20 protein-coding genes and 1 tRNA gene are annotated in these 22,111 nt (G+C 46.7%); 19 read left to right on the top strand and 2 right to left on the bottom strand.

Features of this window, described 5'->3' with window-relative positions; genetic code table 11:
- The first annotated feature begins 26 nt into the window (after positions 1 to 26).
- The 13 genes from CMM32_11240 (at position 27) to CMM32_11180 (ending at position 13,103) form a co-directional block, all read left to right on the top strand.
- A complete protein-coding gene (locus tag CMM32_11240; GenBank protein ID MBT07468.1) occupies positions 27 to 548 on the top strand; it encodes a 50S ribosomal protein L15 in 522 nt (173 codons plus the stop codon).
- A gap of 33 nt (positions 549 to 581) precedes the next feature.
- The gene (locus tag CMM32_11235) at positions 582 to 1,925 is read left to right on the top strand and encodes a preprotein translocase subunit SecY (GenBank protein MBT07467.1); all 1,344 of its coding nucleotides are present in this window, start codon (positions 582 to 584) and stop codon (positions 1,923 to 1,925) included.
- The gene (locus tag CMM32_11230) at positions 1,922 to 2,581 is read left to right on the top strand and encodes an adenylate kinase (GenBank protein ID MBT07466.1); all 660 of its coding nucleotides are present in this window, start codon (positions 1,922 to 1,924) and stop codon (positions 2,579 to 2,581) included. Before CMM32_11235 ends, CMM32_11230 begins: the two co-directional genes overlap by 4 nt.
- Before the next feature lie 95 nt (positions 2,582 to 2,676).
- On the top strand, positions 2,677 to 3,048 hold the full coding sequence (locus CMM32_11225; protein MBT07465.1) for a 30S ribosomal protein S13: 372 nt from the start codon (positions 2,677 to 2,679) through the stop codon (positions 3,046 to 3,048).
- A 22-nt stretch (positions 3,049 to 3,070) separates the two neighbouring features.
- A complete protein-coding gene (locus tag CMM32_11220; protein MBT07464.1) occupies positions 3,071 to 3,463 on the top strand; it encodes a 30S ribosomal protein S11 in 393 nt (130 codons plus the stop codon).
- A gap of 99 nt (positions 3,464 to 3,562) precedes the next feature.
- Positions 3,563 to 4,579 (top strand): DNA-directed RNA polymerase subunit alpha, encoded by a 1,017-nt coding sequence (locus CMM32_11215; protein MBT07463.1) that lies wholly within the window; start codon positions 3,563 to 3,565, stop codon positions 4,577 to 4,579.
- 26 nt (positions 4,580 to 4,605) lie between these two features.
- Entirely contained in the window at positions 4,606 to 5,043 is a 438-nt protein-coding gene (locus CMM32_11210) for a 50S ribosomal protein L17 (GenBank protein ID MBT07462.1), read from the top strand.
- The gene (locus CMM32_11205) at positions 5,024 to 6,532 is read left to right on the top strand and encodes a serine protease (GenBank protein ID MBT07461.1); all 1,509 of its coding nucleotides are present in this window, start codon (positions 5,024 to 5,026) and stop codon (positions 6,530 to 6,532) included. Before CMM32_11210 ends, CMM32_11205 begins: the two co-directional genes overlap by 20 nt.
- A gap of 59 nt (positions 6,533 to 6,591) precedes the next feature.
- Entirely contained in the window at positions 6,592 to 7,833 is a 1,242-nt protein-coding gene (locus CMM32_11200; protein MBT07460.1) for an AAA family ATPase, read from the top strand.
- 124 nt (positions 7,834 to 7,957) lie between these two features.
- Complete coding sequence (gene crcB / locus CMM32_11195; protein MBT07459.1) at positions 7,958 to 8,338, top strand: fluoride efflux transporter CrcB; 381 nt, start codon at positions 7,958 to 7,960, stop codon at positions 8,336 to 8,338.
- Positions 8,227 to 9,285 (top strand): RNA pseudouridine synthase, encoded by a 1,059-nt coding sequence (locus tag CMM32_11190; GenBank protein ID MBT07458.1) that lies wholly within the window; start codon positions 8,227 to 8,229, stop codon positions 9,283 to 9,285. The genes crcB and CMM32_11190 overlap by 112 nt, the downstream gene beginning before the upstream one ends.
- Positions 9,286 to 9,457: 172 nt before the next feature.
- A complete protein-coding gene (locus CMM32_11185) occupies positions 9,458 to 10,990 on the top strand; it encodes a methylmalonyl-CoA carboxyltransferase (GenBank protein ID MBT07457.1) in 1,533 nt (510 codons plus the stop codon).
- 100 nt (positions 10,991 to 11,090) lie between these two features.
- Complete coding sequence (locus CMM32_11180) at positions 11,091 to 13,103, top strand: acetyl/propionyl-CoA carboxylase subunit alpha (GenBank protein ID MBT07456.1); 2,013 nt, start codon at positions 11,091 to 11,093, stop codon at positions 13,101 to 13,103.
- 16 nt (positions 13,104 to 13,119) lie between these two features.
- On the opposite strand, the gene CMM32_11175 is transcribed toward CMM32_11180, so the two are convergent.
- Complete coding sequence (locus CMM32_11175) at positions 13,120 to 13,773, bottom strand: lipoate-protein ligase B (GenBank protein ID MBT07455.1); 654 nt, start codon at positions 13,771 to 13,773, stop codon at positions 13,120 to 13,122.
- Positions 13,774 to 13,858: 85 nt separating this feature from the next.
- Here CMM32_11175 and CMM32_11170 point away from each other — a divergent pair.
- The 3 genes from CMM32_11170 to CMM32_11160 all read left to right on the top strand — a co-directional run bounded on the left by CMM32_11170 (position 13,859) and on the right by CMM32_11160 (position 16,705).
- Positions 13,859 to 13,945, top strand: a tRNA-Leu gene (locus CMM32_11170).
- Between the two features lie 111 nt (positions 13,946 to 14,056).
- Positions 14,057 to 15,424, top strand: coding sequence for a magnesium transporter (gene mgtE, locus CMM32_11165; protein MBT07454.1), 1,368 nt, complete (start codon positions 14,057 to 14,059; stop codon positions 15,422 to 15,424).
- 57 nt (positions 15,425 to 15,481) lie between these two features.
- Positions 15,482 to 16,705 (top strand): mandelate racemase/muconate lactonizing protein, encoded by a 1,224-nt coding sequence (locus CMM32_11160; protein ID MBT07453.1) that lies wholly within the window; start codon positions 15,482 to 15,484, stop codon positions 16,703 to 16,705.
- On the opposite strand, the gene CMM32_11155 is transcribed toward CMM32_11160, so the two are convergent.
- The gene (locus tag CMM32_11155; protein ID MBT07452.1) at positions 16,702 to 17,892 is read right to left on the bottom strand and encodes a carnitine dehydratase; all 1,191 of its coding nucleotides are present in this window, start codon (positions 17,890 to 17,892) and stop codon (positions 16,702 to 16,704) included. The genes CMM32_11160 and CMM32_11155 overlap by 4 nt on opposite strands.
- 138 nt (positions 17,893 to 18,030) lie before the next feature.
- Here CMM32_11155 and CMM32_11150 point away from each other — a divergent pair, with 138 nt between their 5' ends.
- From CMM32_11150 to CMM32_11140, 3 genes are read left to right on the top strand one after another with little or no spacing between them, the layout of a single operon-like run.
- Complete coding sequence (locus CMM32_11150) at positions 18,031 to 18,864, top strand: hypothetical protein (protein ID MBT07451.1); 834 nt, start codon at positions 18,031 to 18,033, stop codon at positions 18,862 to 18,864.
- Positions 18,843 to 19,904: an NAD-dependent dehydratase gene (locus CMM32_11145; GenBank protein MBT07450.1), complete on the top strand. Its 1,062-nt coding sequence runs from the start codon at positions 18,843 to 18,845 to the stop codon at positions 19,902 to 19,904. Before CMM32_11150 ends, CMM32_11145 begins: the two co-directional genes overlap by 22 nt.
- A 40-nt stretch (positions 19,905 to 19,944) precedes the next feature.
- A complete protein-coding gene (locus CMM32_11140; protein MBT07449.1) occupies positions 19,945 to 22,035 on the top strand; it encodes a hypothetical protein in 2,091 nt (696 codons plus the stop codon).
- Positions 22,036 to 22,111: the final 76 nt, after the last annotated feature.

Here is a 22,111-nt window from a genome sequence, read left to right as displayed (position 1 = left end):
GGAGGGATGTTGGGAGGTTGTTGGGAATGAAGCTGAATGAACTGCGTGATAACCCCGGAGCTAGTCGCGAGCGTTCGAGAGTTGGTCGCGGCATTGGGTCGGGTTCAGGGAAGACTGCGGGCCGTGGTCATAAGGGGCAAAAATCGCGATCCGGAGTTGCTATAAAAGGATTCGAAGGGGGGCAAATGCCTCTTTATAGACGCTTACCAAAGCGGGGTTTTAACAATAAGTTTTCAAAAAAATATGCTGAAGTCAATGTAGGCCAGATCCAGGCGGCGATAGATAGAGGTAGGTTAACAGTTGGCGAGGGCTTTATGGATATAAAGTCGCTTGAAACGGCTGGGTTGATCTCGGGGGCTCCTAATGGAGTGCGTCTTTTAGGGAATGGAGATTTAACTGCTAAGATAAATATAGAGGTTAGCGGTGCCACCGCGGGGGCTATGAAAGCCTTTAAGAAGGTAGGTGGTGAAATAAAGATCTTGCAGGGCACGGGAAAGGTTGCCCCTGAGAGACGGGATAGGTCGGATTCTGTTTCGACCGGTGATTAAGAGATCAGGAATTATTTTTGTACTAGGTAGGTAATGCCCTCAGCAGCAGAACAACTCGCAGCAAATATTAACTTTGGAGCTCTAGCAAAAGCAACGGAGTTGAAGAAGAGGTTGTGGTTCACATTTGGTGCTTTAATCGTATATCGGTTGGGGACCTATATACCTTTGCCTGGAATTGACCCAATAATTTTGGAGGATGTTTTTCGCCAGCAGGCGGCTGGAATAATAGGGATGTTTAATATGTTTTCGGGTGGAGCGCTTGGTCGAATGACTATTTTTGCTCTAAATATAATGCCCTATATTTCCGCCTCAATAATTATTCAGTTGATGACCACGGTATCGCCGCACTTGGCGCAGTTGAAAAAGGAAGGGGATTCCGGGCGCCGAAAAATCACGCAATACACGCGGTATGGAACAGTTATTTTAGCCACTTTTCAAGGTCTTGGCATTGCCGTTGGTCTGGAAGGAATGACGGGGAGCCAAGGTTCTGCAGTTTTGGATCCTGGTCTTACTTTTCGTGCTATTACGGTTATTACTTTGGTAGGTGGAACAATTTTCCTTATGTGGCTTGGCGAACAAATAACTGCTCGAGGGGTAGGTAATGGGATATCTCTGATAATTATGGCGGGTATCGTCGCAGAGCTCCCATCGGCAATGGCTACCACATTAGAATTAGGCCGCACGGGTGCCCTGTCTGCCCTGTTTATTATTCTTCTGATGGTTATGGCGATCGCAGTCATAGCGTTTATCGTATTTGTTGAAAGGGCGCAGAGGCGCCTCATTGTGCAGTATCCGAAGCGTCAAGTTGGAAATAGGATGTTTGGAGGGGAAAATAGTCATCTTCCCTTAAAATTAAACACGGCGGGTGTGATCCCGCCAATTTTTGCCAGTTCTCTTCTACTGTTACCCATAACAGCGATGAGCTTTTCAGCGGCGAGTGGGCCCGGGTGGTTGTCCGATTTTGCGGCGCTCCTTTCTAGAGGTTCTCCAGCCTATTTGTTGTTGTACATCTCATTGATCGTATTTTTTGCCTTCTTTTATACCTCGGTAGTATTTAACCCCGAGGATACGGCGGATAACTTGAAGAAAAATAATGGTTTTATCCCTGGTATCAGGCCGGGAAAAAATACCGCTGAGTATATCGACTACGTCTTGCGGCGTTTGACAACGGTGGGCGCTATTTATCTTTCTGCAGTTTGTGTGCTACCCGAAATATTAATCTCCCAATATGCTGTGCCGTTCTATTTTGGAGGTACAAGTCTATTGATAGTGGTTAACGTTAATATGGATTTTGTAGGTCAGGTTCATTCTCATTTGTTGGCTCATCAATATGAGGGTCTTATTAAGAAGTCACGGCTCAGGGGTAGGAGAGGGTGAGTTTAATTTTGTTTGGACCGCCTGGAAGCGGCAAAGGTACGCAGGCCGAATTTTTGGTTGAGGAATTAGGATTGGCTCATCTTTCCACTGGAGACATGCTGCGTGCCGCGGTTCGAGCAAGAACAAAAACAGGTGAGATGGCGAAGAAACTTATGGATGCGGGTGCTCTCGTCCCTGATGAAGTGGTTATTCAAATTATTTCGGATCGCCTGGATGAGAATGATTGTTCGGTGGGGTTTATTTTGGATGGGTTTCCTAGAACGTTAAAACAAGCCACGGCCTTAGATGAACTTTTAACTGAGAAGAAAATCAATAGCTTGCGTGTTATCGAAATCAGGGTTTCAGATGGGCTGCTGGTAGAGCGGATAACAGGCCGTTTTTCTTGTTCCGCATGCGGGGTGGGTTACCATCGGAAGTTTAAGCCACCTCTGATAGCGGGTGTGTGCAACAGTTGTGGGGGGAAAGAGTTTAGTACACGCAAAGACGATAGTGTGGAAACGGTGCAGGATAGATTGAGCAACTATCACGCTCAAACGGCACCACTGTTGCCCTATTATAAGGAGCGGAATTTGTTGGACACAGTAAATGGCGAGTTAGGTATGCAAGAGGTTAGGAGCCAGATAAGGGATGTCTTGGCTCTAGAGGCAAGCCGTTGACCTGGCGTTGTATCTGTTTATAATGCGCCGGCTTGGCGACCCGGCCCAACGGCTGGGCCCTGTTGCGTGAAAACTTTCCCATAGGAGGCCGAAAATTGGCGCGGATTGCCGGGGTTAACATACCGACGAATAAGAGAGTGGTTGTCGCTCTGACCTATATATTTGGCTTAGGTGATACCAAGGCCAAGGAAATCTGCCAGAAGGCGGGGGTTGGTGAGGGTAATCGAGTAAGTGAATTAGCGGAAGCTGAGGTTACCAGAATACGAGAGGTGATTGATAATGAGTATCGTGTCGAAGGAGATCTTCGGCGCGATGTTGCGATGAATATCAAGAGGCTAATGGATCTGGGTTGTTATCGTGGGCTACGACATCGCCGTGGGTTGCCAGTGCGTGGCCAGAGAACACACACCAACGCTAGAACTCGAAAAGGTCGTGCCCGACCGGTGACGGGGAAAAAGAGCGCATAGCTTGTAATAAATAGGTTTTTATATGGCAAATGAGGCAGGTGGACGCGTGAAGCGTCGAGAAAGAAAGAACATTATTTCAGGGGTGGCGCATGTTAACGCGACTTTCAATAACACCCTTATCACTATCAGTGATTTGCAGGGGAACGCGATAGCGTGGTCATCTGCGGGGTCTTTGGGGTTCAAAGGATCTCGGAAGTCGACCCCATATGCCGCTCAGATGGCTGCGGAGGACGCTGGAAAGAAGGCTGCTGAACATGGTATGAAGACGTTGGAGGTAGAAGTGAAGGGGCCAGGTTCTGGCCGTGAATCGGCGCTGCGCGCTCTTCAAGTGGTGGGTTTTAATATTACTTCCATAAGAGATGTTACTCCGATCCCGCATAATGGCTGTAGACCGCCAAAACGAAGGCGGGTGTAGGAAGAACTTTAAGGTGTGTTTTGAGGGTAGCCTGTTTTGGGGCTTTTAGGGATACTAGGGCGAAAGTGCATTGCCTTAAACATAATTGGGGTGGACTAGGTGATTCAGAAAAATTGGCAAGAACTCATAAAGCCTGCAAGACTAGATGTGCAGGTCAATGGCTCAGTGGGGCGAACTGGTACTGTAGTAGCTGAGCCATTGGAAAGAGGGTTTGGGTTAACTCTCGGGAATGCGTTACGACGAATTTTGCTCTCCAGTCTGCGCGGTTCAGCTATAACAGGCCTTAAGATTGATGGTGTCTTGCATGAGTTTTCGTCGATACCAGGGGTTATTGAGGATGTGACCGAGGTTGTCCTGAATTTGAAGGCCATATCATTGCGGATGCATGGTGAAGGGTCGAAAAGGATTTCGTTGACAGCTAGTGGGCCGGGGGCCGTTAAGGCGGGTGCTATAGAGACTGGCCATGATGTAGAAATCATCGACCAAGACCTTGTAATATGCAATCTCGATAAAGGTGCTTCCTTAAACTTGGAAATGGTTGTTGAAAGTGGCAAAGGTTATGTTGCTGCTGCTCAAAATGCGGCGGAGGAGGCGCCTATAGGTCTTATTCCGATTGATGCAGTGTACAGCCCGGTTCGCCAGGTTAGTTATAAAGTGGAAAATACGCGAGTTGGACAAGCCACTGACTATGATAAGCTTTCTCTGACGTTAGAGACTGATGGAACTATTTCACCAGAAGATGCGGTGGCTCTTGCGGCCCGTATTTTGACCGACCAGTTGGAGTTATTCATCAATTTTGAGGAACCGACGAAGACTGATGATCAGGAGGCGAAAGATGAACCTAGTTTTAATGCCCATCTGCTTCGTAAGGTGGATGAGCTTGAGTTGTCGGTGCGTTCGGCAAATTGTCTTAAGAATGATAACATCGTCTATATAGGGGATCTCGTTCAGAAATCAGAGACTGATATGCTTCGAACGCCAAATTTCGGGCGGAAATCGTTGAACGAAATTAAGGAAGTTCTGAATGGCATGAACCTCCATTTGGGGATGCAAATTGAGGAGTGGCCGCCAGAAAATATTGAAGAAATGGCAAAACGTTTGGAGGAGCCTTTTTAGGCGCCTGTGGGAAGGGGGCTTCAGAGATGCGTCATAGACTAAGTGGGAGAAAACTTAATCGTACCCACAGTCATAGGAAGGCCATGTTTATTAATCTGGCTGCTGCGTTAGTTAAGCACGAACAGATCGAGACTACCCTTCCAAAGGCTAAGGATTTGCGTGGTGTGGTTGAACGCTTGGTGACCCTGGGTAAAAAGGGAGGGTTACATTCTAGACGTCAGGCGTTATCCAGACTCGGCGGAGATACTGCTTTAGTGGAAAAATTATTCACCTCCTTGAAAGACCGGTATGAAGATAGGTCTGGCGGCTATGTGCGGGTGGTCAAAACGGGCAACCGATTTGGCGATAATGCTCCCATGGCAGTGATAGAGTTTGTGGATAGGGACGAATCTGCAAAGGGGAAGGATTCGGGTCCGGTAGATGAAGATGCGGGGCCCGACGAGGATGCTGAGGCGGCGGCCTAAGCGTTTCTTATTTGGGCTGCATCTATCGGGTTCGATAGAGTCCGCGCTCTCAATTTTTTCAGTCTATACTGGCATTTGTGAGTTCTCACACCGAAGATGGTTGGTTCTAGGATGCCTCATTCTAGGGGTTACTTGGGCTTCTTGGCCGACGATGGCCGAACCTTCCATACCTTCCGATAGACATGCCGTACAACTATCTTACGCTCCAGTTGTAGGAAAGGTTGCCCCTGCCGTCGTTAATATTTACACGCGACGGCGGGTTTCAACTAGCAGCAGATCACTATTCAGTGATCCATTTTTCGAACGATTTTTCGAAGGGATGCCGTTTGGAGTTCCCCGTGAAAGAATCGAGAGCTCTTTAGGATCAGGTGTGGTTATCGGGTCGGAAGGTCTCATAATTACTAACCAACACGTTATTGCTGGCAGTGATGAAATAATTGTCGTCCTTTCGGATCGGAGAGAGTTTGAAGCTAAAATTGTTGGCTCAGATGATAAAATTGACCTAGCTGTCCTTTTGATCGACCCGGATGGTGAGCCTCTGCCGTTTCTTGAGTTTGGAGACTCGGATGGTCTGGAGGTCGGAGATATAGTTTTAGCGATTGGGAATCCGTTTGGTGTTGGTCAGACGGTTACGAGCGGCATAGTTTCTGCCTTAGGTCGAAGCGCTGTGGGCCTATCTGATTGGCGGTCCTTTATTCAGACCGATGCAGCGATTAATCCTGGCAACTCTGGCGGTGCTTTGGTTAATTTGAGTAGCGAATTAATTGGTGTCAATACCGCCATTTTTTCTCGAAGCGGGGGTTCTATTGGTATCGGGTTTGCTATCCCTGCCAATCTCGTGAGGGTAATTGTTGATAGTTTGGTGGCGGGAGGCAAGGCGGTCCGTCCATGGTCGGGTATATTAGGCCAGTCGGTAGATTATGAAATCGGGAGAGCCTTAGGTCTCCCTACTCCAAGGGGAATGATTATAAAGGCTATGCACGCCTTGAGCCCTGCCTGGGAGGCAGGACTCAAGATTGGTGATGTGATTTTATCTATCGATGGTCATGATATTGATAATCCCCAAGGTCTACGTTATCGGATGGTTACCAGCGCTTTAGGTGTCAACATTCCGATCATATTTTTTAGGGAGGGGAAAATTTTCGAAACAACAATGCAGGTAGTTATGCCGCCGGAGGATCCACCGCGAGACGTCATGGTACTGGAGGGCTCTAATCCTTTATCAGGGGCAACTGTTGGCAATCTTTCGCCAGGATTTGCGCAAGAACTTGGGCTAGAGTGGACGCGAATTGGAGTAGTAGTGCTGCGAGTTGAATCTGGGTATGCAGCTCGCCTTGGACTTCGGGTGGGAGATATTGTTTTGGAGCTTGCAGGGGAGAAAATAACTTCCACCAAGCAACTATTAAAAATATTGAACCAAGAGCCTGTAGAGTGGGAAATTAAGATAGATCGAGGTGGTAAGTTAATGAGCGTAGTAGTTAGATTGTGACAGAGGATCTTTTTAACTTAGACTCAGGTGATGGACTGGACCGTCCTCTTGCGGACAAAATGCGACCTGCGGCCATCAACCGGGTGGTAGGGCAGGATCATTTGCTGGGGGTTGAAGGCCCAATTAGTCGGATGCTGGCTTCTGGGAAGCTAGTCTCCATGGTGTTATGGGGGCCGCCTGGATGTGGAAAGACCAGTTTGGCCCGTTTACTAGCTCGACACACCAATTATGAATTCTGTGCGACATCAGCAGTGTTTTCTGGGGTTGCGGAGCTCCGAAAGGTTTTTGAGAATGCAAAGGTGCGACAAAGAGATGGATTGAAGACGTTGATGTTTGTTGACGAAATTCATAGGTTTAATAGAGCGCAGCAGGATGCCTTTCTCCCATATATTGAGGATGGAACAATTACGCTGATTGGAGCAACTACCCAAAATCCATCATTTGAACTTATACCTGCTCTTTTGTCTCGGTGCCAAGTTCTGGTTCTTCATCCTCTGGATAGTGATGCTCTAGAGGCATTACTGGATTCTTGTGAACAAACTTTGGGTTCTGCGCTTCCTGTTACTGTGGATGCCCGTAATACTTTGAAGGCTATGGCCGATGGGGATGGGCGGTTTCTGCTCAATTTAGCAGAGATTGTTTTTGATTGCGCCGATGGTTCTATTTTTGATAGAGAGCAGATAGCAACACTTTTCTCTCAGAGAGCCCCGCTCTATGATAAAGCGCAGGAGGAGCATTATGGGTTGATCAGTGCTCTTCACAAGAGCTTGCGGGGTTCTGACGTGGATGCGGCGTTGTATTGGTTGGCTCGGATGCTGCAAGGTGGCGAAGATCCGATATATATTGCTCGCAGATTAGTTCGGTTTGCTACTGAGGATATTGGCCTCGCTGATCCAAACGCCCTGTTGCAGGCGTTGGCGGCGAAACAAGCGTATGAATTTATTGGCTCTCCGGAAGGGGAGTTAGCCTTGGCTCAGGGTGTTATTTTTTTGGCCACTGCGCCTAAGTCAAATTCTGTGTACGTATCTTTTGGTGAGGCGCAAACGGTTGCTAGGGATAGTGGCTCTCTCCGCCCACCAAAACATATTTTGAATGCTCCGACGCAATTAATGCGAGACCAAGGCTACTCGCGTGGTTACATTTATGACCATAACACGGAATCAGCGTTTTCTGGGCAGAGCTATTTTCCCACTGGGATGCAAAGGAAGCAATTTTATCGTCCGAACATTCACGGTTATGAACGTGAGATAGGAGAAAGACTGCGACAGTGGGAGGCTTTAAGAGATTCTTCGAGTTCTTGAGTTATCTTCGTGGTAAGTTTGGTGTTCCGATAGCAATTTTTAGACACATTAAGTGCTTTGCCAATATATTTTTGCTCTTTTTTGGACCGCAAGAGATGAATGTCGTGTTTGTAGTGGTGAGTAGATGAAGGTAGCTATAATTGTTGCTATTGGTGGGGCTGCGGGTGCTTTAGGGCGCTATCTATTGACCAGTTACTTAGGTCCATTAGTAGGTGGCGGGTTTCCTTGGGCCATTCTGATGGTAAACGTACTTGGTTCGTTTTTTCTGGGCGCAATTACTGAGTTAGCGGCCCAAAGCGTTCTTGTTACACCTGAAATTAAAACACTCATGACAGTCGGATTCCTGGGCGCTTTTACCACATTTTCTGCTTTTTCTCTTGATATAGTGGAGTTATGCGAGCGTGGGCAGTGGTCCTTCGCGCTCCTCTATATATGCGCATCGGTCTTGATTTCAGTTTTTGGATTGATCGGAGGGGTTATGGTTGTGAAGGCCATAGTGGCATGACCAAAATTTTGATGCTCAAGGTGTCTGAAGAGGAACGTGAATCCCGCTTGGATAAATGGTTGTGTAGGCGCTTTCCAACACTGACCCATGGGTTGGTGCATAAATTACTCCGAACTGGACAAGTTCGTGTGGATGGGGCCCGGGCAAAGGGTGGTCTGCGACTGGAGGCTGGACAGTTAATCAGGATTCCTCCACTGACATTCCAGCACTCAAAATCAGAAGGTTCTTACGATAGAAAATTAGAAGAAAAAGCCCGTGGTTTACGTTCGAGGATCTTATTTGAGGATGACGCGATGATTGCGCTAAATAAGCCTGCAGGTTTGGCCGTACAGGGTGGAACCAAACAGGGTTACCACGTTGATAATCTTTCGCATAGCCTAGTGAGAGGGGAAGGTCCTCGTCCCCGTTTGGTGCACCGGTTGGATAAAGATACTAGTGGTGTATTATTATTAGCAAAATCGCTAATTGCAGCACGGGAGTTAACTTCCGCGTTTCAAAGTAGTCGTGTTGAGAAGACTTATTGGGCAATTGTGGAAGGGGTTCCCCAACATACGAGTGGTCAGGTAGAGAACTTATTGGGGAAAACACATGTAGGCGGTGTAGAGCGTGTGGTTGTGGGACCAAACGAAGGCCGTTGGGCTAAGACCAGGTATGAGATTCTGGATAGGAGTTCGGCTAAGGCGGCGCTTCTTGGTCTTTATCCTTTGACGGGTCGCATGCACCAACTAAGGGTCCATTGTGTTGATCTGGGTGCTCCCATCATAGGAGATAGGAAGTACAACTCTAGTGCTAGATATGCTAACATGAAATGGGCTGGACATCTTCAACTTCATGCAAGAAAATTAGTGCTGCATAGAGATAGCGGGAGAGAACTCCATATAGAGGCCCCGCTTCCTAGCCACATGAAAATGTGTTTGAAGGGATTAGGGTTTGCCGGGCCAAATTGAGGACTTATGGTAAGGGGCTCCATTTGCATGAGAGAAATGATATGACCAAGATCCGCTGTGACTTTATATTCTCCATCTTTTGTTGTCTAGGTTTTGAAGTTATCTGTATTTTATCAAGTTAGCGACCTATTGTAATTTGGCGTGGTAAAGGAATTTTGTAGGAAATCCTGAAATGAAGGAAATTACAAAAGAATTAGAAAGAAGGAGGCATGCTGCTCATGCAGGCGGTGGTCCAGCTCGGGTCGATGCTCAACATGCAAAGGGAAAACTTACCGCTCGTGAAAGATTAGAGGTTTTATTGGATCCGGGTTCTTTTGAGGAGTATGACGCCTTTGTGGAGCATAGGGCGACTGAGTTTGGGATGGAATCAAGTAAGATTCCAGGAGACGGTGTTATTACAGGCCATGGGACTATCAATGGCAGACCATTATTTGTATTTAGCCAAGATTTTACTGTATTTGGGGGTAGTCTCAGTGAGGCTCACGCCGAAAAAATTTGCAAGGTTATGGATCAGGCAATGAAAGTTGGTATTCCTATCCTGGGTATTAACGATTCCGGTGGAGCCCGAATACAGGAGGGTGTCGCATCTTTGGGAGGTTATGCTGAGGTTTTTCAGAGAAATGTTCTTGCTTCAGGAGTTATACCACAAATCTCCTTGGTGATGGGACCATGTGCAGGCGGGGCAGTTTATTCGCCTGCAATGACGGACTTTATATTTATGGTTAAGGACTCATCTTACATGTTTGTGACGGGCCCGGATGTTGTAAAAACCGTTACCCACGAGGAAGTTACTCATGAAGAACTTGGGGGATCCCAAACCCATACTGGAAAATCTGGTGTAGCGGATGAACATTTCACAAATGATGTTGAGGCCCTCCTGGAGTCTCGCAGGTTTTTCGACTTTCTACCCCTATCAAACCGTTCAGGAGTCCCAACTTGGCCAACCAATGATCCTGTTGATCGGCTGGAGTGTTCACTTGATAAATTAATTCCTGAAAATGCTAACCAACCATATGATATGAAAATGCTTATTCGTAAGACGGTGGACGAAGGAGATTTTCTGGAGTTGCAGCCTGATTATGCTGCTAACATTGTAATTGGTTTTGGCCGTTTTGAGGGGCACACAGTGGGAGTGGTTGCCAATCAACCAATGGTTTTGGCTGGGTGTTTGGATATTGACAGTTCCAGGAAGGCAGCGCGGTTTGTTCGTTTTTGTGATTGTTTCAATATCCCGATACTTACCTTTGTTGACGTCCCAGGCTTTCTTCCTGGCACATCCCAGGAGTTTGGTGGGATAATTAAACATGGTGCAAAGCTATTATTTGCGTTTGCCGAGGCTACTGTTCCAAAGGTGACTGTCATAACCCGCAAGGCCTACGGGGGGGCTTATGATGTAATGAGCTCCAAACATTTGAGAGGTGATGTTAATTATTCATGGCCAATGGGCGAGATCGCGGTCATGGGTTCGAAGGGGGCTGTTGAGATTATATTCCGGGGCTCTTTGGGAAGTAAGGAGGATGTCGCGAAGAAAGAGGAGGAGTACAGAGAGCAGTTTACGAATCCTTTCGTGGCGGCGCAGCGTGGTTATGTCGATGATATAATCCAGCCAAGGGAAACGCGTGCGAGAATTTGCAAGTCCTTGAGGTTGCTGAGAACCAAACATCTTGAGAATCCATGGAAAAAACATGACAACATCCCTTTATAGTAAATGAAGTTACAAGAACTGGCGGTCTGAAGAAAATCCTATTCATAATTTAATCATTGGCGTGGTTCAGGGTCGTATGACTTTTCTCTAGGGGATGACATTGTTTGATAAAATTCTAGTTGCAAATAGAGGTGAAATTGCCTGTCGGATTATGAAAACCGCTCAGCGGTTAGGAATAAAAACAGTTGCGATATATTCTGAGGTAGATGTTGATTCGAAACACGTCAATATGGCGGATGAAAGTCTATGTGTGGGTCGAGGTCCGTCGTCAGAAAGTTATTTGCTGATAGAAAAAATATTGGAAGCAGCAGAGAAAACGGGAGCAGATGCTGTTCATCCCGGATACGGGTTCTTATCGGAGAATAGTATCTTTGCGCAACGGGTTTGTGATGCCGGACTAGTTTTTGTAGGGCCTTCTCCTGATTCAATTATGGCGATGGGCGATAAAATTGGGTCCAAGAAACTGGCTAAGGAGGCGGGCGTTAACGTTATCCCAGGTTATTTGGGCGAGATAAGTGATTTGGATCATGCTGTTAGCATTGCAAGAAAGATAGGGTTCCCAGTTATGATTAAGGCGAGTCGAGGGGGTGGAGGCAAGGGTATGCGGGTTGCCTCCGACGTGGAAAGCGTTAAAACAGCTCTCCCCCTGGCGCAAAGCGAGGCGCGGACAAGCTTTGGCGATGATCGAATTCTAATAGAGAAGTTCATTGAGGAACCACGGCATATAGAAGTCCAAATTCTGGCGGACAAGCATGGGAATATTGTGCACTTAAATGAACGTGAGTGTTCCATCCAACGGCGTCATCAGAAGGTTATTGAGGAGTGCCCAAGTTCGTTTGTGGACACTCAGATGCGAGCGTCAATGGGCCAACAAGCCATTAGCTTGGCTCGAGCGGTTAAGTATGATTCAGTTGGTACAGTTGAATTTGTGGTGAGCCCAAAGAAGGAATTTTACTTTCTTGAAATGAATACGCGCCTCCAGGTAGAACATCCGGTGACTGAAATGGTATCTGGATTAGATTTGGTGGAGCAAATGCTGCGTTCCGCCGCAGGTGAGAGTCTTACCATAGGCCAGAAAGATGTTTTGATTTCAGGTTGGGCGGTGGAGGCTCGCTTATATGCGGAAGACCCCACCAAGGGTTTTTTGCCTGCCACCGGAATTTTGGAGAAGTATAGGGAGCCATCAATTCCCGGCTGTCGAGTGGATGGAGGAGTGGTTGAGGGTGATGAGGTGCCAATATTTTATGATCCAATGATTGCTAAGGTCATAGGCCATGGTTCCAACCGCCGAGCAGCTATTGATATACTATCCAAGTCACTCGATCATTTTTGCATACGAGGCGTTGCCAACAATCTCACATTCCTCAGTGCTATTTTGAAACACGACGAGTTTTGTTCGGGAAATATCAGTACAAGTTTAATATCACGGGTGTATCCAAATGGATTTCAGGGCGGTCCCTTAAAAGACAAGGAGAAGAAAAGTTTTTGTTCTGCAGCTGTTTCTATGGAGGTGCTGGAACTAACCCGTCGAGCAAAGATTTCTGGGCGGACAGATGGGGGTAGATATATACCGTCAGTGAAATGGGTTGTGATCATAGATTCAGAAGAAGTGGCATTGGAGGCCACCTTAAGTGAGGGTGGCGTGGAGATTAAGTGGGACGATGGCCTAACAGATAGGGTAGTGACCGATTGGAGCCCTGGCCAGGACGTATTTTTGGGGGAGTTGTCGGAAGGAGAAATAGTCCTTCAGGTCGAGAAGAGCAGAGACGGCTACAGGTTGTGGGGACAAGGGCTAATGGTAAATGCTTCGGTTCATACAATTCGTGCTGCGGAACTCCTGGGACGTATGCCAATAAAGGAGAGCGATAACTATGGAGGCCGCTTAGTTTCGCCTATGCCTGGCAAGGTGATTTCGCTGTTTGTAGAAAAAGGCCAGAAGGTGAGAATTGGGGATAGCTTAGTCATAATTGACGCTATGAAGATGGAAAATCTTTTGTGTGCTGAAAGCGAGGGTATTGTTGAATCTATTCACGTTGCTCCTGGCGATAGCTTATCTGTGGATCAAATAATACTGGAGATAGCGTCGACCGGAGATAATGAGGCTGATCTATAGCGTTACTAAAAATGCTTTACAAAGCCGAATTTACGCTAATTTTTCCAAAAACTTTTTGAAAGTTACGTAGAAGAGCTTCATCAACATCTTTCATTAGTGCGGGGATCCCGAGTTGGTGTAGCGAGGAGATCCCATGTTCTCTTATGCCACAGGGGATTATAGGCTCGTACATAGTGAGATCTGGTGAGATATTTAGAGAGATCCCGTGAAATGTGACCCATTTCCGTATACGAATTCCTATGGCTGCTATTTTTACCTCAACATTGTTGCCCTGATCAACCCATACACCAATCCGACCCGCTCTTCGTTGACCTTCAATGCCAAACTCCGCCACGGAGTTTATTAGCCAGGTTTCTAGGTCATATATATATTTTCTAATATCGTGCCCGCGGTTGCGAAGGTCCATCATCAAGTAAATGACCCTTTGTCCGGGACCATGGTAAGTATAGCGTCCGCCCCTTCCAGCGGTGTAAATTGGCGCATTAGGCTGGTATTTGAGCTCATCCGGTTGTGCGCTGGTGCCTCTAGTGTATAGTTCAGGATGCTCAAGGAGCCAGACTACCTCTGGGCCTGTTCCAGCTATAATGGAATCTACGATTTTGGCCATAAAATCTAAAGATTCCAAGTAATCGACTACGGTATTTGAGGCTGTCCAATGGATTGTGGCCATGCTAATAGTTTATCATATGTTGCGCAGTTATAGTAGATTTGCTATCTGGCTCGGTACAGCCATGCCTCATAGGAAATAGGCGAAAGCGGTCGTGGCGGAACTGGTAGACGCGCAGCGTTGAGGTCGCTGTGGGAGAGATCCCGTGGAAGTTCGAGTCTTCTCGACCGCACCAGCCTTCCTATTTTTGGTTGTAGACGTAAACTAAGCAGAAACTGGCTGACGTTCTGAACTGGGTCTCTAGTGGTGGGCGAGGGCGCCTAGCCGACGAGTGAATGGTGTATTTATGGTGGATCAAAAATCGGGGGGTATACAGGTCGTCTCACTGGATTTGGTTCGTGATGTGGAGGCCGCTCTTCGTGAGGAAAAAGGTGAGGTGGCAACTGCACTGGCCAGCAACCTTCATGCCGCCGATATTGCTGACTTGACTGAGGCTCTGCCATCTGAGCTTAGAGATCTGTTCGTGACTGCTCTCGGTCAGGATCTTAATCCAGAGATGTTGGCTGAATTAGATGAGCAGGTTCGGGATGAAGTATTGGATCACCTGGACCCAGGGATTCTCGCTGGCCATGTTGCTGAGCTAGAAACTGATGATGCGGCGGAAGTCCTCGAGGACTTGGGTGAAGAGGAGCAGCAACGGGTCTTAGATGCATTGCCTGCCTCGGATCGCCAGCTTGTTGCGGAAGCGTTGGCCTACCCGGAGAGTAGTGCTGGTCGGCTAATGCAGCGAGACTATGTAGCGGTACCTCATCTTTGGAATGTGGGTCAGGTCATCGATTGGCTGAGAGACAGCGACGATCTTCCAGAAGACTTTTATGAACTGTTTGTAGTAGATGCGAGCCATAGGCCGATTGGTGCGGTCCCTTTAAGTCGGGCTATGCGCACTAAAAGGCCAGTTGCTGTGGCTGATATAATGGAAAATCAGCAAAAGCTGTTCCCGGTTAACATGGACCAAGAGGAGATAGCCTTCCAGTTTGAGCAATATAATTTGACGTCGGCGGCGGTAGTGGATCCAACAGGCCGCCTAATTGGGCAAATTACTATAGATGATGTGGTTGATGTTATTGAGGAAGAACATGAAGAAGATTTACATCGTCTCGGCGGTGTGATTGCGGAAGGTGATTTGTTTTTTAGTCCGGTGCAAACTGCCCGAAGGCGATCAAGTTGGTTGATTGTGAATCTCTTCACAGCTGTAATAGCTTCAATAACCATAGCTATGTTCGCTGATACCATACAGCAAATCGTTGCCCTAGCTATACTTATGCCAATAGTCGCGTCGATGGGTGGAAATGCCGGCACTCAAACCCTTACAGTTGCGGTAAGGGCCCTGGCGACCAGAGAGCTTACGGCAACGAATGCCTGGAGGATTTTTTGGAAGGAAACGATTGTCGGTGGATACAATGGATGTTTTTTTGCACTTTTGGCTGGCGCATTATCGTATTTCTGGTTCGCCGATGGATTATTGGCAAGTGTGATTGCGATGGCAATGATAGTGAACTTACTAGTAGCGGGTGTTTCAGGCATTGTGATTCCAGTAGGAATGTGGAGAGTTGGTTTGGATCCGGCGATTAGTGCTGGTATCCTCTTGACAACAGTTACTGATGTCGTTGGATTTTTTGCTTTTCTTAGCCTTGCCAAATTAATTATGCTCTGAAAGTTAGAATTCTGATGAGGGGTCTTTTGCTTTCCGGCGAACATCGAGGATAGAGAGATGAAAATTGATAGAGTAACCTTAAGAAAGGTGCGAGGATCTTTTGATTGGGATGGAACATTTTGGGAATCGCGCTTGGCCCGACCAATTGATATTTACCCTGAATACCGAAATGCGATGCCGTTCTGGGGAGGCACCCAGGATTCAGCAGGGAAATTTCGCTTGTCGAATGTATTTTTGGAGATTGGGACGGATGAGGGATTGAACGGGGTTTTTGGTCCGACTTCTGATGCGGTGGCCTACATCATTGCGACCCAATTGAGGGAGCTGTTATTGGGCAAGGATCCTTTGGCAAGCGAGTTACTCTGGGATCAGATGCACCGAAGCCTTGTCCATGGCAGACAAGGTGAGGCGATGTGGGCGGTAAGTGTGGTTGACTGTGCTCTCTGGGATCTTAAGGGTCTGTTTTTTGGAGCGCCCGTTCATAAGCTCATAGGCGGGCCCACTAGGAAGGAGGTGCCGGCATATGCCAGTATGTTAGGCTACGACGTTGAAGATCAAGGCTTGGTGAGGCAAAGAGCGAAAGAGACCCAACAGGCGGGGTACACAGCGCAAAAATGGTTTTTCCGCCATGGCCCTATGAGTGGCCCCGAAGGATTAGATAAAAATGTGACTTTAGTGAAGACCCTCAGAGAAACTCTAGGGGATCATGATGCGATTATGCTCGATTGTTGGCAAAGTATGGATGTTCCCTATATTTTATCATTAGCGGAACGTATTGCTGAGTATCGTCCGTTTTGGCTTGAGGAATGTGTTATGCCTGATCGAATTTCAAGTTACCGAAGAATAAAGGATAAAATTTCTATTCCCTTATCGGGAGCCGAGCATGAATACACCAGGTGGGGGTTTAAGCGTTTTATTGATGCGGAGGCCTTGGATATAATTCAACCGGATATTTATTGGTGTGGAGGGTTGTCTGAGACACTAAAGATAGCTGCATATGCCTCTGTTCATGATCTAATGGTAATCCCACACGGTGGATCAACGCATGTCACTCTTCCGTTCTCGTTTGCACAGTCCCCAATTCATACTCCGTACCAAGAGTTTTTACTGAAGTGGAACCAAATCAACCAGCATTTCCTAAAGAATAAACTTGTTCCGCAGAGTGGGGTCTTTTCCCTGACAGACCAACCAGGAATGAATATGGCGTTGGCTGAAGACTGCATTGAATCTGAGGAAGAAATTTTCCCGCCTGGTGATTACTCTGAGGCTCATCCTCATTAGGGTGCTGATTGGAGAGTTCCGTCATTTTGCAAATCCTGGATGGTATCTTGTTCAAAATCAAGCCAGTCAGATAATACGTCCTTATTGTGTTCTCCGAGGTATGGCACTCTTGTGCCAAGAGAAGCTTTTGCGACCGTAAGATGGAGAGGTGAATTTGGGACTTTGAATTTTCCAGCAGCATCTTCTACCTCAGCAATACTGTTACGGGTAATGTATTGAGGGTCCTTTAGAGCTTCACCAATAGTCTTGTATATTCCAAATGGACAGCCGCTAAGGTTGAGGGTCTCTTCACATTGGGCTGATGTTCGTTTGTTCGCCCATTCTCCAACCGAATCGTATATAATCTCTAGATTTGAATATCTTTGTTTAGAGTCGGAAAATTTAGGGTCAGTCAACCATTCTTCTTTGTTTATAGCCTTCGCTAGACCGGTGAAATTCTTGTTCGTTACGGGGGCAATAAGAATATAACCATCTAGAGTCTCAATGGGCGCGTAGACAGGCACTTTTTCAGCAGATTCAGGGAAATAGGCCTTTTGAAATTCATAGGGAAGGATGCTGTGGATGCAGTCCATCAGGGCCACATCGATATACTCACCTTCCCCTGTTCGCTCGCGCCTGAACAGCGCGGCATTAATAGCCGCTAATGAGTGCACGGCAGCTAATACGTCTGCAGCCACGGGGCGTCCTCTAGCAGGGGTAGTCATACCATTTTGGTATTCGGCCTGGGCCATATCGAACCCGCTGGATGCATGCACAATGGGTGCAAAAGCCGGTCTTTGGGCCCCAGGTCCCGTTTGTCCATAACCTGATATGGAGCAATATACTAGGCTGGGTTTCTTTGTGGCGAGCTTTTCATAATCGAGCCCAAATTTCTTTACTATTCCGGGTTTAAAGTTTTCGACAATCACATCGGCTTTATTAGCCAGCTGAATTACTGCAGCGATTCCAGTAGGCTTTTTAATATTTATAGAAAGGCTTCGTTTCCCACTATTTAACTGTCCAAAGTAGGTACTATGTCCGTTCCGCACGGGTGCAACTTGGCGGAGCAGGTCGCCATGGGGAGGCTCCACCTTTACGACATCTGCCCCTAGGTCAGCCATGAGCCTTGTGCAATAGGGTCCAGCAACAAAGGCCGTAAAATCAAGCACCCGGATTCCGGATAGTAAGCTAGCTGATTTGGGGGACATATCATTTTCCTGGGTACAAATAGAGGGATAGTATTGAGTAGCAATCTATTACATATGCTATATGTAGTAGTGGTTAGCTTTTAGAAAGCCAACTGATTTTATGATTTTCAACCAGTTATGCATAGAAAATAGTAAACAATGAGTTCTCCTTCGCTAACAATCTCTGTAAATACATATTCGTATATTTATAGTCACCATGCATTTGAGGCCGCTAGACATTTAAGAAAAATTGGATTTGAGAATTTTGAGTTTCTTTTTAATTCTCCGCATATTTGGGTATCAGAGATTCCCAGGGAGTCGCGTGATAGGAGGCCGGCCATAATCTCTGATGAGAAACTAAGAGTCACCTCATTTAATTTGCCCATCATGGACCATAATATCACCAGCCCTAACCCAGACACTAGGAATTTTACGCAGCAGCGCTTTAAGGAGTTGATTGAGTTGGCAGGTTTGTGGTCGGTTCCATATGTGGTGTTAGTGCCAGGCAAGGTGTCCCCCCTCTTTCCTGCTCCAAAAAAACTAATGCTAGAATGGCTTCTCGAGGGGGTTTTGATTCTTGCAGAGCACGCAAAGAAATCTGGGACAAAGGTGCTGATTGAAAATGTGCCTATTACGACGGTGCCGTTAGCTAAGGACCTGTTAAATATAGTAGGTCAGATTAATCATCCAAACGTAGGAATAGTTTATGACGTTGCTAATGGGTATTATGCAGGACAAAATCCAGCAAAAGAATTACTGCAATTGGAGGGTGCGGTAGACCTCATTCATCTATCTGATACGGGCCGCCACGAATGGCGTCATGACCCTGTTGGAGCCGGCGAGGTAGATTTTGCTTCCGTTCACGAGGCTCTTGGGAAGATTTCTTTTGAGGGGTTGTCTGTTATGGAGATCATATCAACAAATCCGGACCATGATCTTGTTGAGAGTTGGAAGAAGCTTGCCAATCTTGGATGGAAAGGCAGAGTATTGTGAGGAGGCATGCATTAGTGGCTGGGGCGACGGGGACGGTGGGGTTTCGTCTAGTCGAACAACTTGGGCAGGCTGATTTTAAGGTGACTGGCCTCTGCCGAAGAGCAACGAGAGTTTCTCGGAACGTCCATTATATAGAGACAGATTTGTTAGATTATGAATCTAGCAAACTAGTCTTGTCTAGGCTCTCTGATATAACTCATGTCTTTTACGCAGCACGGGCTAACCACGGGGAAGGAATGGTGGAACCCGTGGAAGAAAATCTTACTATGCTCAAGAATCTTGTGGGGCTAGTTGAAAAATCTTGCCCGACCCTTGAGCATATTCATGCTGTTCATGGAGCTAAATATTACGGATGCCATCTGGGACCTTACAGAACGCCAGCCCGGGAGGAAGACCCACGACATATGGGGCCAAATTTTTATTATGACCAGCAAGATTACTTGGCATCCAGAAGTGGAGAGTGGCGATGGTCAGTATCACGGCCTTGTCTTGTCTATGATTTTGCGCCTCAGCAGTCTAGAAACCCGGTATCTTTGATTGCGGTTTATGCAGAACTAAGCCGTGCATTGGGTATCCCTCTAGAGTTTCCTGGCTCTGATAAGAACTATAATGTTATTGCGGAGGCTGTTTCCGCATCCCATTTAGCTAAAGCTATTATCTGGATAGCTACAAACGGCCAATGTGCTAACCAAGCGTTTAATGTAACTAATGGGGACTGTTTTCGATGGGCTAATTTGTGGCCAGAAATTGCTAATTTTTTTCAGTTGCCGTTGGGTATTCCAAGAGGCTTAACACTAACAAAAGTGATGAATGATAAAGCACTGATATGGAAAAATATTGTGGAAAGCCAGAACTTGAAGCCGAACAGTATTGACACATTGGCGCAGTGGTCTTTCGGGGACTTTATTTTTGGTCAGGATTGGGATTTGTTAACGAGTACCACAAAATTGACAGCAGCGGGATTCGTTGAGGTTGTTGATACACGCGCTATGTTGTTAGACTATTTTCAACAATACCGTGCCGCCAAGATAATACCTTAAAATTACAAAACTGTATAAGCACTTCAGGTAGGTCCCCAATATGAATATGGTTAAGATTCTCCTGATTTCCATACTCATTGCGTTAGTGGATTGTGGTAATCGTTTGAGGGCAGACATGGGGCCAAAGCATTTTATAGAGAGTATTCCTATTAGCTTGTTACAGAGTATATTCCCCGGTGCCGAGACTGCCGGCCGGCCGTCTGGTCGAATTGTTGCGGCGCCTGTTTATGGGGAAGTCAATAATAGTGGTTTCCTGTCCATAGTTGGGTACGCGTTTTCTGTTGGGGATTTGCTAGGGACAGAAGGCTATGCCGGTGAGTCCTTCGAAATTATCTCCGCTGTCGATATGAATGGTATTATAACTGGAGCGGCGCTCATTGCTCATCAAGAGCCTTTAGTGGGCAGTGTAGCTTCACGACTTCCATTAGAGGAAATGGTTAGTGCTTTATCTGGGCTTGATGTTTTAGATTCGAATCCCATAGACCTTGCCGTATACGCTGAAGGAGCGAAGAGAAGTAGCTTGATTATGTTGGAGGCAGTTTATGAGGCGGGGAGAGCTGTGGCTGTATCTAGGGAGTTATATGGTCCTGGTGAAAGGGAAGGTCGTCGCCTTGATTTACACAGTCAGAGGGAATTGAGTTGGAAAGATCTTTTATCAATTGGTGCGGTACGAAGTGCGATTCTGGATGACTCTTTTGTTTTTTCTTCAACCGCTCTGGACGTTGGTTCTGATGGCGTGAATGGATTATTTGCAACTGCAAAAGAACAAATTTTTCTTGCCCTCGCCTCACCGAGGCTAATCAGGGAAAATCTTCTGGCAAATGATCTCAGTTTAGGGTTGGATATAGAAGAACCCGAATCTAGTGGAGCTCTAATTTGGCTTGGGGCAGGCGGCTCGTTGTTTCCCGAGGAGGTAGCTCTCTCGCTTAAGGATGATACTCAGGCGTTATTTGAGCTTAGTCTCAGGCAAAATGGTTGGGTTAAGAGCCTAAATGGGGTGCCTACGAGGGAAGTCGAAAACGTTCCATTCCTGGGTTTATCGCGTGCTTGGTTGTTGACCATTGGATCCCAGGAAAAGTTTGATCCGACGCGCCCTTGGGCAATTCAAATAAAGTCTATTGGTGATGAGAGTTATGGTAATACGTGGAGCCTACCTTATTCTCCGCCACAGGAAATAGTAATAGAACCTATTCCACATCAGGTTGCTGTGGAACAAAGAAAGAGAGAAAAAGTAACGCCTCTTTGGGTAAGTGTTTGGCTTGAGGCGAGTTCTGCACTTGCAATTATGTTCCTCGCTTTCTTAATTCTATGCACAATTCTGGTGCTCCAGGGGACAATAGTACGAACACCAAAAACGTTAAGAATTATTAAAAATGGGTTCATGGTTTTCACTCTAATTTGGGTGGGGTGGTATACAGGGGCTCAGTTGTCGGTAATGCATCTTCTATCATTAATGCGAGCTCCGAAACTGCAGTGGTCCCTAGAATCTCTGCTCCTTGACCCGCTAATTGTGATAATTATGGGCTTTACTCTGATAGTTACGTTGCTCCTTGGCAGAGGTGTTTTTTGTGGTTGGTTGTGCCCTTTTGGTGCTCTGCAAGATGTCGTGAGTCAATTGTCGCGTTGGTTAAGTATCAAGCAGTTGAATATTTCTTCTGTGGTAAATAGGCGACTATGGGCACTGAAATATTTTGTACTTATAGGCCTAGTGTCTTTGACATTTTTTAGTCCGGTTTACCTGTCGAAAGCCATAGAGGTGGAGCCGTTCAATACGGTCATAATGACCCACTTTATCCGCTCTTGGCCGTACACCTTGTTTGCCCTATTGCTCCTGGGCATTAGCTTATTTGTCGAGAGGCCGTTTTGTAGGTATCTCTGCCCGCTGGGAGCAGGGTTGGCAATAGCCGGAAGGATTCGGGTGCTGGAATGGTTAAAACGGCGCCCTGAATGTGGAAGTAGTTGCAATATTTGTAGAGACTTATGTCCTGTTCAGGCTATTCAGCTAGATGGAGAGATAAATATAAGCGAGTGTTATCAATGTCTAAAGTGCCAAACTGCTTATTACGATGACATGGTCTGTCCACCATTAATACAGAGGCGTGAAAGGCGGGAGAAGCTGGTGGTATCGTAGGCGTCGAACAAGAGTGTATTACGGGTTATTGCATATATTAGTCATAGGGGGCTCTGAATGAAGAGTAAAGGTAAGG

This window comes from Rhodospirillaceae bacterium (assembly GCA_002728255.1).
In the GTDB taxonomy this organism is placed as follows: Bacteria; Pseudomonadota; Alphaproteobacteria; order UBA7887; family UBA7887.
The sequence above is the reverse complement of the archived record's forward strand: the minus strand, read 5'-3'. Positions and strand labels throughout refer to the sequence as shown.